The 14053-nt window shown below is 71.8% G+C and carries 11 protein-coding genes and 2 pseudogenes; 5 read left to right on the top strand and 8 right to left on the bottom strand.

The genetic code is table 11. The features are described 5' to 3' along the window. Positions 1–16: 16 nt before the first annotated feature. Positions 17–826 carry an SAM-dependent methyltransferase gene (locus ACWCP0_RS21940; RefSeq protein ID WP_451080482.1) on the top strand — a complete coding sequence of 270 codons (810 nt, stop codon included), beginning with the start codon at positions 17–19 and terminating at the stop codon, positions 824–826. On the opposite strand, the gene ACWCP0_RS21945 is transcribed toward ACWCP0_RS21940, so the two are convergent. The 4 genes from ACWCP0_RS21945 to ACWCP0_RS21960 all read right to left on the bottom strand — a co-directional run bounded on the left by ACWCP0_RS21945 (position 819) and on the right by ACWCP0_RS21960 (position 5199). Further along, a complete protein-coding gene (locus ACWCP0_RS21945; protein WP_451080483.1) occupies positions 819–2729 on the bottom strand; it encodes a M64 family metallopeptidase in 1911 nt (636 codons plus the stop codon). The genes ACWCP0_RS21940 and ACWCP0_RS21945 overlap by 8 nt on opposite strands. A gap of 360 nt (positions 2730–3089) precedes the next feature. Then, positions 3090–4079 carry a D-cysteine desulfhydrase family protein gene (locus ACWCP0_RS21950; RefSeq protein WP_451080484.1) on the bottom strand — a complete coding sequence of 330 codons (990 nt, stop codon included), beginning with the start codon at positions 4077–4079 and terminating at the stop codon, positions 3090–3092. A gap of 53 nt (positions 4080–4132) precedes the next feature. Next, positions 4133–4642, bottom strand: a complete 510-nt coding sequence (locus ACWCP0_RS21955) for a mycothiol transferase (protein ID WP_451080485.1) — start codon at positions 4640–4642, stop codon at positions 4133–4135. A 53-nt stretch (positions 4643–4695) separates the two neighbouring features. Further along, positions 4696–5199, bottom strand: coding sequence for a DinB family protein (locus tag ACWCP0_RS21960; RefSeq protein ID WP_451080486.1), 504 nt, complete (start codon positions 5197–5199; stop codon positions 4696–4698). 274 nt (positions 5200–5473) lie between these two features. Here ACWCP0_RS21960 and ACWCP0_RS21965 point away from each other — a divergent pair, with 274 nt between their 5' ends. Continuing rightward, positions 5474–5668 carry a hypothetical protein gene (locus ACWCP0_RS21965; protein ID WP_451080487.1) on the top strand — a complete coding sequence of 65 codons (195 nt, stop codon included), beginning with the start codon at positions 5474–5476 and terminating at the stop codon, positions 5666–5668. Positions 5669–5682: 14 nt separating this feature from the next. Here the strand turns inward: ACWCP0_RS21965 and ACWCP0_RS21970 are convergent, their stop codons facing one another. Further along, on the bottom strand, positions 5683–8799 hold the full coding sequence (locus tag ACWCP0_RS21970) for an alpha-mannosidase (RefSeq protein WP_451080488.1): 3117 nt from the start codon (positions 8797–8799) through the stop codon (positions 5683–5685). A gap of 37 nt (positions 8800–8836) precedes the next feature. After that, a pseudogene (locus ACWCP0_RS21975) lies at positions 8837–9115 on the bottom strand (family 4 glycosyl hydrolase); the annotation flags it as partial. Between the two features lie 497 nt (positions 9116–9612). Here ACWCP0_RS21975 and ACWCP0_RS21980 point away from each other — a divergent pair. Further along, a pseudogene (locus ACWCP0_RS21980) lies at positions 9613–9726 on the top strand (beta-galactosidase small subunit-related protein); the annotation flags it as partial. Positions 9727–9785: 59 nt separating this feature from the next. Here the strand turns inward: ACWCP0_RS21980 and ACWCP0_RS21985 are convergent. Next, the gene (locus ACWCP0_RS21985; RefSeq protein ID WP_451080489.1) at positions 9786–11552 is read right to left on the bottom strand and encodes a hydroxysqualene dehydroxylase; all 1767 of its coding nucleotides are present in this window, start codon (positions 11550–11552) and stop codon (positions 9786–9788) included. Between the two features lie 125 nt (positions 11553–11677). Between ACWCP0_RS21985 and ACWCP0_RS21990 the strand changes: the two genes are divergently transcribed. Then, entirely contained in the window at positions 11678–12103 is a 426-nt protein-coding gene (locus tag ACWCP0_RS21990) for a YchJ family protein (protein ID WP_451080490.1), read from the top strand. Positions 12104–12155: 52 nt separating this feature from the next. Here the strand turns inward: ACWCP0_RS21990 and ACWCP0_RS21995 are convergent, their stop codons facing one another. Continuing rightward, the gene (locus ACWCP0_RS21995) at positions 12156–12821 is read right to left on the bottom strand and encodes a GntR family transcriptional regulator (protein WP_451080491.1); all 666 of its coding nucleotides are present in this window, start codon (positions 12819–12821) and stop codon (positions 12156–12158) included. Between the two features lie 308 nt (positions 12822–13129). Between ACWCP0_RS21995 and ACWCP0_RS22000 the strand changes: the two genes are divergently transcribed. Continuing rightward, positions 13130–14053, top strand: coding sequence for a phosphotransferase (locus ACWCP0_RS22000; protein ID WP_451080492.1), 924 nt, complete (start codon positions 13130–13132; stop codon positions 14051–14053).

Consider the following 14053-nt stretch of genomic DNA (forward strand, 5'->3'; position numbering starts at 1 on the left):
CCCTTGGAGACGCCAGATGACCGGGCAAGACCCCGCCGCCGTACGCATCGACACCAGCAAGCCGCACCCGGCCCGGATGTACGACTGGTTCCTCGGCGGCAAGGACAACTACCCGGTGGACGAGGAGATGGCCAAGCAACTCCTCGCCCTCGACGCCCGCGGACGGGACATGGCGCGCGTCAACCGGGCCTACATGCACCGCGCCACGCGCTGGCTCGGCGGGAACGGCATACGCCAGTACCTCGACATCGGCACCGGCATTCCCACCGAGCCCAATCTCCACCAGATAGCCCAGGAGGTGGCACCCGAGTCCCGCGTCGTCTACTGCGACAACGACCCGATCGTGCTCGCCCACGCCGAGGCGCTGCTGCGCAGCACCCCGGAAGGCGCCACCGAGTACATCCAGGCCGACGCCCGCCGCCCCGAGACGATCCTGGAGGCGGCCGGCAAGGTCCTCGACTTCTCACAGCCGATCGCCCTGTCACTGCTCGCGCTGCTGCACTTCGTGGACGACGAGGACGGGGCGTACGAGCTGGTGGACCGGCTGGTCCAGCAGCTCGCACCCGGCAGCTACCTCGTGCTCTCCCACACGACGGGCGACTTCGACCCCGAGAAGGCGGCAGAGGCCCGCGCGATGTACAAGGCCCGCGGGCTGACCCTGCGCACCCGCTCCCGCGAGGAGTTCACGCGCTTCTTCGACGGGCTCGAGCTCGTCGAGCCCGGCGTCTCGCTGACCGCCGACTGGCACCCGGAGCTCGGTGAGGTCATCGAGGTGCCGGGCGACGATCCGATTCCGGGCTACGCGGGCGTCGCGCGCGTCAGCTGACGCTCCCTCCGGCAGGCAGCAGGGTGACGAGGAAACTCGTCGCCCTGCTGACGTTTCCGGCCGCGTCGATGGTGCGGTGCTCGACGGTGTGGGTCCCGTAGTCCGGTGTGGCGTCGTCCCACGGCACGGCACGCGGGGTACCCAGCTTGCCGTAGACGAGATCGTCGATCACGGTGCCGCTCGGCGTGAAGCGGAACGGCGCGTCCGCGTCGGTCGGCCAGCCGTAGTACGTGTACCAGCCGTCGCCGTCCACCCGGAACTGCGAGACGACGGTGCCCGGTCGGTCGTCTCGCGCGGTCAGCTTCATCGTGAACGGGCCGTCGTAGACGTACTCGGGCGGCCGGCCCGGCCGGTGCACCGTCCGCAGCGGCTCGGACAGTTCGTAGGACCCGGCGGCCGGGGACGCGTCCACCGTCCAGCGCAGCACGGCGGACGAACCGGCGATCCGGGCCGTGAGCGTGTGCGCGCCCGGGCTCAGCCGCAGTGCGCCGAGGTCCAGATCGCGGTCGTTGCCGGGGTTCGGGAGCGGGCGGCCGTCGAGGGACCAGCGGACGGCGTACGTCCGGTCGCCGGGGTGGGTCGTGTCCGCGTACACGACGGACGTGGACGCTACGGGTGTGGCGGTGGCGGTGTGGCCCGTGAACGCGGCCGCGACCGGCGTGTGCGTGGTCCGTACGGAGGTGTCGACCGTCCAGCTCACGGTGCGGGTCAGCGCGGCCGATGCGCGGATCGCGGGGTCGCGCACGAACGGAGTCGGGTCGCTGACCGCGGCGGTGAGGGTGTGCGTGCCGCGGTCGATGCCGAGACGGCGCAGATCGAGCGTGCGGGCGCCGTCGGCCTGCCGCAGCCGGCGGCCGTCGAGCCGCCAGACGACGTCGAGTTCGCCGCCGACGGGGTGGAGGGTGTCCACCCACACCGTCCGGTCGGCCCCGATCGGGGCGGTGGCCGGGGTGTGGTCCTGGACCAGGTTCACCTTCGCCGAGATGGAGTGGACCATCACCTCCCGTTCGACCTGGTCGAAGGCGTAGCCCAGGGTCTTCATGATCGAGTGCTTGCTGGGCCGCCAGACACCCTTGGTGCTGTACATCCCGCCCTCGTAGCGGCCGATGACCCCGCCGGACTCGCTCTTCTCGCCCAGCCAGCGCCACCACTTCGCCCGCTGGTCCCGCATCTGCTGCTCGGTGAGGAGGGTGTGGTGCACGGAGGCGGGCTCACCCCCGGCGTACGTGCCGCCGGGGACGCCGCGGCCGTAGTAGTCGTACTCGTCCTGGAGCTTGCCCAGCGAGTGGCCTATCTCGTGCGGGGTGATGAGCGAGGACAGGGCGTTGCCGCCGGACGCGGTGGCGTACGTACCACCGGCGCCGCCGTACGTGTCGCTGTTCGCGAGCGCCACGATCTGGCGGTTGGCGCTCGTCGTACCGGTGACGAGATCGGCGAGCGCGGTCGCGGCACCGCTGTCGACGGTGAGCAGGCGCTGCACGCTGTTCGGGTTGCAGCCGCCCCAGAAGCCCATGTTCAGCGGGGTTTCCCGGCGCGGCGCGTCCAGCGACGGGTCGCAGTCCACACCCGATTCGGGGGACGGCACCTCGACCATCCAGACGTTGATGTACGAGCGGTACGAGGCGAACGGCTCGATGCTCCACAGCACATTGAGGTGCTTGTCGACGTCCGCGCGGAACTCGTCCATGCCGGCGGCGGTGTATCCGTCGCCGAGCAGGACCAGGTTGAAGCGCTTGTCGGCCGGGCCTGTGGTCTGGACGGGAACGACGGTGGCGCTCTCGGCCGGTGACGGGGCCGCGGTCGCCGACGCCGAGGGCGTGGCGCCGATGAGACCGGAGAGGAGCAGGGCGCCCGCGGTGGCGAGCGCCGCGGCTCTGGGAAGACGTGTGCCGGAGGTGTCCATGGGGCGCGAGCGTAGGGCGGCGCCGAACGGGACGTAAAGACAGCCGAGTTGGCCATGCAGCGACCGCGGGGGACGGCCGGACCACGTGCCGTCTTCGGGGCCGTCGACCCGATGTTCCTCGACCGGGCATCACGCCGGTGGAGCGCCGGTCCTGTGCCGCGGGAGCCCGCGATGAGACCCGCGTCGACGAAGGCACGATCGGCCCCTGGACACGAACCGCCACGACCGGGCGGCGCCTGCCCAGGGCGGCGCGCGCAGGGTGTCGGGATGGCCGGAGCGGCGGCGGGCTCGTCGTGCGGAGAAGGCACGCGCGGCGGAGGTCGGAAAGCGCGACGCGGGCAGGCCCGACGCCGGGAAGCCCTAGGCCTGTGAGGCCTCGAGCGCGGCCTCCGCCCTGGCGAGCGTCTCCGGGTGGCCGAAGAGCCCGGGCAGCCCGCCCGAGTGCAGGAGGACCGTGCGCTGCCCGGGCACGATGTCGCCGTCCTCGACCGCCTGGACCAGGCCGGCCATCGCGCGCCCGGTGTAGATCGGGTCGAACACGATGCCCTCCGAGCGGGCCGCCAGGGTCATGGCGGCCATGACCGGTTCGGTCAACGCTCCGTAGCTGTCGCCGACCTGATCGAGCCTCAGCCTCAGGCTCTCCGGCGGGCAGGCCGTGCCGGAGAGGCCGGAGACCAGATCGGACACGGTCCGGGCGGGATCGCCGACGGCTCCGCAGTGGACGCCGAGCACACGCGCCGGACCCAGTGCGTCGACAAGGCCGGCCATGGTCCCGCCGGAGCCGAGCGCGACGACGACCGTGGCCAGATCGGGGGCCTGGACGAGGAGTTCGCGGCCGCACTCGACGTAGCCGCGGGCACCGAGCACGCTGGAACCGCCGAAGGGGATCACCGCAGGGACGGCGCCCTGACGCCGCAGCCGCTCGGCCGTCCGCTCGGCCTCGGGTCCGAGCGCCGCGCCGCCGACGTCACCCGCCCACACGACCTCGGCGCCGAAGAGGCCGTCGAGCGCGAGATTGCCGGAGGCCGAGGATCCGGGCGTGCCGGCGAGCACCAGCACGACGTCCAGCCCCAGCCGGGCCCCGGCGGCCGCGGTCAGCCGGGCGTGGTTGCTCTGCGGCGCACCCGTGGTCACCAGCACGGTGGCGCCGTCGGCGAGAGCCGCGCCGCAGAGCCACTCGAGCTTGCGGATCTTGTTCCCGCCGCCGCCCAGGCCGATGAGGTCGTCGCGCTTGAGCCACAGGTCGTCCGGGCCGAGCCCGAGCGCACGGGACAGCCGCGGCATGGGCTCGAGCGGGGTCGGCCAGGTGCCGAGGGCGGCCCGGCGCGGGGCGGTGCTGTCGGACGTCATCGTTGCGGTGCTGCTCTCCTGAAGGTGAAAGCGAGGACGAGGACGAAGGTATCTCAGCGCCGCTCGAGCGAGCCCCGCACGAAGGCGGCCTGTCCGGCGTGCTGGAGATCATCGGCGATGACGCTCACCAGCCGGACGCCGAGCGTCACGGGCGGCGACCACGAGTCGTCCACGATCCTGTTCAGGGCCGTGCCCTTCAGGCCGCCCACGAACGCGACGGACTCCTCGTGGACGGCGTCGAAGTAGCCGAGGAGCAGCTCCGCAGAGTCGATCCGGAGCGCCGCGACCTCCTTGCGCGAGTGCCCGTAGCCGGTCGCACCCCCCGTGAACGGCAGCCCGAAGCGGCCCACCCAGTCCTGGGAGACCCAGACCTGCTCACGCCCGGCCGCATCGGCCACGTGGTCGTCCTGGATGCGCGTCAGGTGCCACACCAGCCAGGCGATGGTGTTCGCACCGGGGTCGAGCCGGGCGTGGAGATCGTCGACCGAGAGCCCTTCGACCGCCTCGTGCACCACCTCCTGGATCCGTCCGAATGCGTCGGCAAGCACATCTGCGGCGTTCATACGGCGAGTGAACCGTGCGCCTCTCCCGCGGCGGGGTCCGACACGGCGGGGATTCAGTTGCCCGAGCCCGGATGGTCGCCCGTCGCGCCGTCGATCAGTTCGCGCAGGATGTCCATGTGGCCGGCGTGCCTGGCGGTGTCCTCGATCATGTGGATCAGGGTCCAGCGCATCGACACCGTCGCGCCGTTCCACGACGTGCCGAGCGCGTCCAGGTCGAGCTCGGTGATCGCCTTGTCGGCCGCGGCGCGTGCCCGGCCGTAGAACTCGACGATGTCCGAGGTCGACTCGCCGGGCGCGACCACCATGTCCTCGTTCTCGAACGGGTCGAACCAGAGAGGCTCGCCCGCGCGGCCGAACGTCTCGCAGAACCAGCCGTACTCGACGGACGCCAGGTGCTTGACCAGACCCAAGAGATTCGTCCCGGACGGAGTGAGCGGGCGGCGCAGGGCCTCGTCGTCGAGCCCGTCGAGCTTCCAGAGCACGGCGTCGCGGTGGCGGTCCAGACTGGCGTGGAGACTTTCCTTCTCGCCCCCGGTGTAGGGCACATACTTCGTCATGCCGGGAACGTAACAGCCGCCGATGACAACGGCGTCGGGGCCGGGTTCCAGGACAGGCGCATGAACGTACGCCCGGCGGCCGTCCACGGCAGGGCGCGCGGCCGGCCCGCGGCCGCCGCGTGGCCGACCAGGGTGGGAAAGCCAAGGCCCACCCGGGCCCACGGGAAGGCGCCGCCGAGGGCTCCGCCGCCGTCGACCACCAGGATGTACACCCGCTCGTCGACGTCGGCCGGGCCGCCTCGACGATCAGGGCATCGCCCAGGACGGATTCGCCGTGCAAGGATTCGCCGCGGGCCGACCGGGCATCGACCGATCCGGCATCGAGGTCGAGCACGACCGGCTCGTGGCCGCGCGGCGAGGACGCGACGACCTGCGTCCCGATGAAGCCCGCGCCTCCAGTGACGAGTACTCGCAAGTCACCGACGCTACGGCGAGGATCGCGCTCCTCCCTGCTCGCGCCGTGCCGTGAAAGGTCCGTGAGGACTATCCGCGGGTCAGCCGCACCGTCACGATCTGGAACGGCCGCAGAGTCAGCGCAACGCCGTCGCGTTCGACGGCGAGCGGCGTCCGGTCCGGCAGGGGGCGCTCCAGGAGATCCGTGAGCACTGCTCCGGCCGTGTGGAACCCGGTGCGCAGCGTCGTTGCCGCCCGGCCGCCCAGCGACTCGTAGAGGCGCACGACCACATCGCCGGAACCGTCGTCCGCGAGTTTCACCGCCTCCACCACGACCGCGGGACCGTCCGTCGTCACCACCGACGGCACCTGCGCCCCTGCGGGCCCGACCCGCAGCGGCAGATTCAGCGCGTACCCCTCCGCCACCGCGTCCTCGATCGTCGCGCCCGGCAGCAGGGAGTAGGTGAAGCGGTGCAGCCCCTGGTCGGCCTCGGGGTCTGGCACCCGGGGCGCGCGCACCAGGCTGAGCCGTACCGTCGTGGTCGTGCCGCCGTCCTCTCGCGTCGTGCGCGAGACGTCGTGGCCGTACGTGGAGTCGTTGACGACCGCGACGCCGTAACCGGGCTCACCGACGTGCACCCAGCGGTGGCCGTAGACCTCGAACCGGGCCGCCTCCCAGCTGGTGTTGGTGTGTGTCGGCCGGTGGACGTGGCCGAACTGGATCTCGGCGGTGGACCGGTCGGCGTGCACGTCGACCGGAAAGGCGGCCTTGAGGATCTTCTCGGCCTCGTGCCAGTCGATCTCGGTCGCGATGTCGATCCGCCGGCTGCCGGCCCTGACGGTGACGGTCTGGACGATCCGCGACCCCTTGCCGAAGCTCCGCTCCACCCGCAGCGCGCCGAGCAGAGCGTCGTCCTCGGCGATCCTGATGGTCGCGCCCTCCAGCAGGTCGGTCCAGCGGTGGCGGTAGTGCTTGTCGATGTCCCAGGCGTCCCAGTAGTTGGGCAGATCGCTGTGCAGCCGGAGCAGATTGCCCTGGCCGCCGGGCGCCAGCACCTCGCGGTCGGCCACCAGGTCCCGGACCGACGCGAAGGTGCCGTCGTCCGCCAGCTCGACCCGTACGAGACGGTTGTCGAGGGCCCGGTTGGTGACCCTCACCGGCCGCTGCGCCGGCGCGTCGGACGCGACGGGCGCGCAGCCCGACGGGGGCACCTCCACGAACACGGCCGCCGAACCGTCCGAGAGCCGCGGCAGTCCCGGATCGAGGATGCCGGCCAGCGTCGCCGGTACGCGCACGACCTCCGCCCGGTCGCGAGGACCGGCGTTGTACACCCACGGCTCGACCGGTCCCGCCCCGCCCACGGCCTCCAGCGCCTGCGCGGTCAGCGCCTCCAGCTCCGCCGCGACCCGCGCGTACTCCGCCTCCGCCTCCCGGTGCACCCAGGCGATCGAGGAGCCCGGCAGGATGTCGTGGAACTGGTGCAGCAGCACCGTCTTCCACAACTCGTCGAGCTCCTGGTACGGATAGGCGTAACCGGGGACGTGCAGCGCCGCAGCCGTCGCCCACAACTCCGCCTCCCGCAGGGCGTGTTCACTGCGACGATTGCCCTGCTTGGTGCGCGCCTGCGAGGTGTACGTCGCCCGGTGCAGCTCCAGGTAGAGCTCGCCCGACCACACGGGAGCGTCCGGGTACTCCGCCCGGGCCGCCGCGAAGAAGGCGTTCGGATGCTCGATCACGACCTTGGCCGAGCCCTCGAGGTCGGCCAGCCGCCGTGCCCGCTCCAGCATCTCCCGCGTGGGCCCGCCCCCGCCGTCACCGTGCCCGAACGGCGCCAGCGACCTCGTACCGCCGCCCTTCTCCCGGTAGTTGCGCACTGCGTGCGCCATCTCCCGCCCGGAGAAGACCACGTTGTACGTGTCAACCGGCGGGAAGTGCGTGAAGACCCGGGAGCCGTCGATGCCCTCCCACCAGAAGGTGTGGTGGGGGAAGGCGTTGGTCTGGTTCCAGGACAGCTTCTGGGTGAGGAACCACTTCATCCCGGCGAGTTTTGCCAGCTGCGGATAGGCGGCCGTGTACCCGAAGGAGTCCGGCAGCCACACCCCCTCCGTCTCGATCCCGAACGCGTCGAGGAAGAAGCGCTGGCCGTGCACCAGCTGGCGGGCCAGCGCCTCGCCACCGGGCAGATTGCCGTCGGCCTCCACCCACATGCCGCCGACCGGCGCCCACTGCCCGCTCTTCACCGCCTCCTGGATACGGGCCCACACCTGCGGGTGGGTGTCGCGCACCCATGCGTACTGCTGCGCCTGCGAGCAGGCGAAGACGAACTCCGGGTACTCCTTCGCCAGTGCCGTGACGTTGGCGAACGTCCGGGCCGTCTTGCGCCTGGTCTCACGGATCGGCCACAGCCAGGCGGTGTCGATGTGCGCGTGCCCGACCGCCGACAGGGTGTGCGCGCCGGCGTGTGCGGGACGCGCGAGCGCGGCGGCCAGGACGCCGCGCGCTGCTTCCGCGGTCCCCGGGACGTCGTCGAGGTCCAGTGCGTCCAGTGCCCGCTCCAGCGTGTGCAGGATCTCGTGACGGCGCGGTTCGCCCTCGCCCAGCTCCAGCATCAGCTCGCGCAGCACCTGCAGGTCCAGCGACAGGTGCCAGACCTCCTCGTCGAGTACGGCGAGATCGGCGCGCGCGAACGTGTAGAGCGGTTCGGCGCCCGCCGTGCGCTTGTCGCCCATCGGTGTCGGGCGGCGGAAGTGGTCGGCGAGGATGTCCGGGTTGGAGGCGGCCTCGACGAGGAACGCCACCTGCTCGCCTCCGGCGGCGGGGGAGGCGACGGGGACGTACTGATTCTGCGGATTGACGGCCTTGAGCGGGGTGCCGTCCGGCAGATGCACGAGCGCCTCGGCCTGGTTGCCCGGCCAGCTGCTGACGAACCCGAGATCGAACCAGGCCTCCACCCTCCGCCCCGCCCAGTCGGCCGGCACCTCGCCGCGCGCGCGGAACCAGGTCGTGCCCCACGGCGGCCCCCACGGCGTGCCCATCGCGAACGGCTCGTACGCCGCCGCCCGCGCCTCGGCGAACGGCACGGGCTCGTCCGGGACCTGCCAGGCCTCCACCGTCAGCGGCACGGCGGCGGAGTGGATCAGCGGCCGGATCCGCTGCTCCAGTACGCGCTCGACCCGCTGCTCGATCCTGCGGCGTTCGTCGTGCATGTGACAGACACCTACTTCCGGTTGAGATAGGCGAGTATTTCCGGTTGAGATGGACGAGGCCGGGATGCTCGCCCGTGCGGCCGTCGAGCGGACGGCGGGCGACCGTGGCGGAGTCGACCAGGGGGTGCAGGGCGAAGGCCTTGACGGCGGTGGCGCGCGAGCCGCTGTCCGCGGCGGCGAGGACCTCGCGTTCGACGGCCTTGACCGAGGTGACCGGGCCGGTCGCGTGGTACGGCAGCGGATCGACCCCGCACGGGTGGGCGCCGCCGGCGTCCTCAAGGCCGGTCGTGACGGCGACCGCGGGCGCGTCCCGGATTCCGGCGGCCTGCTCGGCGAGCACCTTGGCGACGACGCCGAGCCGGGCGGCCTCGAGGTCCTGGAGGGTGACGTGGGTACCCGGCCTTCGCCGTGGTCGCCGAGGAGCGCGCCGTACCCGAGCGGCACCCGGAATCCTCCGCCGCCGAGAATCGCCGGCCTCATGACGCGACCGTCCTCATGACGTGGGCCTCCGATACCTGGTGCCGGGACGTGCAGCGCGGTGCCGTGCAGCGTGGTGCGGCGCGGTGAGGTGCCGTGCAGCGTGGTGCGGCGCGGTGAGGTGCCGAGCCCCGCGCGGTCCCGCGTGTCGTGTCCTGCCACCACGCTGTCACTTCTGTGTCGTACCCGCGAGAAGCGAGGACTCCCCGACAGCGCCTGGTCGGCGGCAGGTTCTTCACCCCCGGCCGTTGGATTCTGTGCGTTTCTGTAGGATCTCCCTGTCGCCACCCGCAGGATGACTGCCGACCGGCCGAGAGGGCCCCGATGACCTCCGAGTGCGTCGTCCACATCGACGCGGCCCACCGGGGCCTCGGCACCGCCTCCTGCGGCCCGGACACCCTGTCCCCGTACCTGATCACGCCCGGAACCCATCGCTGGGCCAGGACCATCGCTCCCTGGAGAACTCCTTCCCCGCGCCGCGGATCGGTCGGGATCCCGGTCGGGTACGCCTATCCGAGGTCGAACACGTTCCGCATCCCCAGCCGGTGGCGCGTGCGGTCGTGGCGCTTGAGGTGATCGAGCTCCGGGGCACGGAACAGGGGCGTGATCGTGCAGCGCCCGGCCGGTGAACCGATGCGATCGAGGAGCGCGTTGACCGCGGCGCGGGCCGAGGCGTTGGCGCCCTCCATCGTCGCCAGGTCGATGTCGACGGCGACGTAGTCCCCGGAGAGGAAGAGGTTCGGCACCCTGGTCGCGGCCGTCGGCCGGTTGTGGAAGGTGCCCACGGGGTGGATGAGGAGCTCGTCGTCGTTCGTGGGGTGCGGCGTGCCGAGGCCGTCGACGCCCGGGTCCAGGAACCAGGAGTGCAGGGCGCTGTCCTTGAGGACCGTACGGCCCGTGTCGTTGAGGGCCGCCTTGAGCTGGGCCCACACCTCGCGGGCGACCTGCTCGCGCGTGCACTGCTTGGCCGTCTTCCCGTACAGGATGCCCGGCCTGTCCCACTCGGAGATGTCCACGGAGACGCAGTCGACCGCGGCCCCGTCGCCGTAGTCCTGCGGGAAGTCGCGGTGCGGCCAGTGGCCGGCCTGCTGGATGGCGGTCAGCGACCAGGGCGAGTCGATGCAGTTGAGATGCCCGTGGAGCAACGGCGCCCGCTCGCTCAGATAGAACTGGATGCCCGTCATCCAGTCCGTCTCCAGCCTGTCGCACCGCGCGAGCTGAGGATCGGCGGCCCGCAGCGCCGCGCCCCAGGTGCGCCGGGCGTGCTCCACCGGAATGGCCGAGATGTAGTGGTCGGCGGTGACGGACCGCCGTGCCCCGGCCGGGTCCTCCAACACCGCCTCCGTGATCCGGCCCGAGCCGTACGCGAGCTCGCGCAGTGTCCAGCCGACCTTGAACTCCACGCCCAGCGAGCGCAGATGATCGACCCAGGGGTCGATCCAGGCCTCGTTGGTCGGGGCGTTGAGGATCCGGTCCAGGGGACCGTCCGCACCGCGGCCCAGCGCGTTGAAGACGAACGCCTCCAGCAGCGTGGCGACCGTCCGGGTACTCGCCTCCTCGGCCTTCGTCGCCACGATGTTGCGGGTCAGGCCGACGGCGAGGATGCGCTGGTAGTCGTACGACATCTCCTCGGCCCGGATGAAGTCCCACCAGGGCGTGCGCTCCCAAGCCTCGTTGCGCCGCTCGTCGCAGCTGGTGAGGAAGACGAGTCCGCGGTTCACGAAGTACGCCGTCTCGTGCGGCGGGATGCCCGCGGCCGTGTCGAAGAACGCGGTGAGGGCGCGGCGGATCTCGTCCAGGGTGAGCTCGGCGGGACGGTGGCCCGGCCAGGGCAGCGGGATCCGCAGGTCCTCGCGCCCGGTGCGGGCGAAGGACATCTCGGGCGGGGCGACGAGGTTGTCCCAGACGCCGTTCGGATTTCCGGGGAAGGGGATGCGCCGCATCGTGTCCGGCAGGTTGTGGTAGATGCCGGGGATGAAGCGGAAGCCGTGCTCGGCGGGCAGGGGCCTGCGGCCGCCCTTCCCCGTGCCGGGTACGTCCATGCTGCGGGCCTTGCCGCCCAGGGCCCTTCTCTCGTACACCGTCACGCGTAAGCCGCGCTCCGCGAGTTCATGCGCCGCGGTGAGACCCGCGACACCGCCGCCCAGGACGGCGACGGACGGGGAAGCCGAGCGGGGCGCCGCCGACGCCCCGCCTCCCGTGGTGAGTGCCGCGGCGGACCCGGCCGCCGCGGCTCCTGCGATGAAGGTGCGCCGTGTGGTTCCCGACCGATCCATGTCCAGCCCCTACTCAGCGGTAACTGTCACGTCCGGCGCAGGAGCATACGGACGACCCCCGCGACCCGGAAGCCGTGCGCGGGCCCATTCACCCAGCGCGACACGGCGCGCGACACAATGAGGCCATGCCCCGACGCACCACCCGCCCCGCCCGGCCCACCGTCACCGCCGAATCGCCCTGTCCCTGTGGGCTGCCCGCCTCGTACGGCGCATGCTGCGGCCGCTTCCACACGGGCCGGTCCGCGGCCCCGACCGCCGAGCTGCTGATGCGGTCCCGCTACAGCGCCTTCGTCGTCCGCGACGAGGCGTATCTGCTGCGCACCTGGCACCCCGCCACCCGGCCGCCGTCCGTGGACTTCGACCCCGGCATGCGCTGGAGCGGTCTGGAGATCCTGGACACCACCGACGGCAGCGTGTTCCACACCACCGGCACCGTCACCTTCGTCGCCCGCTACACCCACGGCGGAGAGCCCGGCGCACTGCGCGAGCGCAGCCGCTTCGCACGCCACGAAGGCGCCTGGGTGTATGTGGACGGCACGTTCGAGGAGTGAGCGGCAGTGAAGTGCCGGGATCTCCGGCTCCCTCGCTATCAGCGTGAATACGTCAACCACGCGGCCTCGGGGGGAAGCGTGTCCTCGCGTCCTCGGTGTGGGCGCGCATGACCTGCTGGGCGCGTGCGTCATCGCGGGCGGCGATGGCCGCGATCAGCTCGCGGTGCTCCACCCAAGCCTGGTGGACGATGGGTGTGTAGTACCGGCGCACCCTGTGCTCGACATGCGCGGCCAGCTCCGCGAGAACCGCGTTCCCGGCCAGTTCCATGACACAAGCGTGGAACGTGGCGTTCGCGATCACCACCGTCTCCACGTCGTCGGCGGCGACCGCGGCCTCGCCCGTCGCGCACAGCTCGTCCAGCCGCTCAAGTCCCTCGGCCGAGGGGCCGACCGCGGCCAGGCGCGCCGCCTCGGTCTCCAGCAGAGTGCGGACGACGAAGAGCTGGTCGGTCTCGTCCCCGGTCGGTTCGTGGACGAATGCACCCTGGTCGGGGCGGAGGTCCACCCACCCTTCCGTGTTCAGCCGCTGCAGCGCCTCGCGTACGGGCTGGCGGGAGACCCCGAGGTGGCTCGCGAGCTCGCCCTCCACCAGGTGCTGGCCAGGGTGCAGCGACTGTGAACTGATCAGCTCCAGCAGAGCCTCGTACACCCGCTCGCGCAGCGGTGCCGGGCGCTCCAGTTTGGGCACTGATCCTTGCGGCAGCCCGTTGAACAGCATGTCGGCCTCCACTGACCTCTCTTGTTCCGTCAATCTACGGACGTCACCCGGCGTGGGGGAGATTATGAACGCGAGAACGGATCGTGGTCCAGGGTCGTACGCCCGTCAGGCACGACACCCCTGGCGGTGAGAGGGCTCGACCGTTGTCCCGGCAGATTCCCCTTCTCACCGGCGCCCGCGCGGCCCCGGCGTTCGCGAACAGGCGTGACACCCGGAAGGTGATCCCGCCGTCAACTGCCCACGCACGCCTACTGCCGGGCTCTCTTGATCAGTTGTTGCCGGACGCCCGACGTCCTACGGTTGCGGTCATGCTGCCCGAGGTGGAAACGGACGAACAGTGGGACGCCGTCGTTCCCGACGAGACGGTGATGCGCCCCGGGGCACAGGACCTCTGCGCCCGCCTCGGCCTCGCCGGAGCCTCGCTGGTCCGGTACACCGAAGGCTCCCAGCCGGTCTACGCGGTCGGTGACGAGCACGTGCTGAAGCTCTTCCCCGGGGCCGCGGCGCAGGACGGCATCGCCGAGGGGCGGGTCCTGACCCACCTCGAAGGGCGGCTGCCGATCCCGACCCCGCAGGTGAGGTCCTTCGGGCCGTACGAGAACGGCTGGCAGTACGTCCTGATGTCACGCCTCCCGGGCGAGGGCCTGGCCGTCGCCTGGGAGCGCATTCCGCAGGCCGGCCGGGAGCGGATCGTCACCGAGGCCGGCGAGGCCCTCGCCGCCCTGCACGCCCTCGACCCGCGGCCGCTCGCCGACGTGCTCGGCCCCGGCGACTGGGGCGGCTTCGTCGACCGACAGCGTGCGGGCGCCGTCGAGCAGCAACGGGAGCGCGGACTGCCGGAGTTCTGGCTGGAACAGATCCCCGGATTCCTCGACGCCGTGCCACTGACGCCGGACCCGCAACCCGTCCTGCTGCACACCGAGTTCATGCGTCAGCATCTGCTCGTCGATCCGGACGGGTGGCGGCTCACCGGCCTCTTCGACTTCGAGCCCGCGATGATCGGCGACCGGGCGTACGACTTCGTCGGGGCCGGACTGTTCGTCACGCGCGACGCTCGGCTGCTGGGCCGGCTGTGCACGGCGTACGGCCGCGCCTTCGAGCCGTCCGAGCTCCTCGCGTACACGCTGCTCCACGTGTACAGCAACCTCCCCTGGTACCTGCGGGAGCTGCCCGCTTCGCTGTCGGAGGGCACCCTGGAGTCGCTTGCGGAGTCCTGGTTCGCCACCGCCTGA

The sequence above is a fragment of the Streptomyces sp. NPDC001970 genome, from assembly GCF_053594115.1.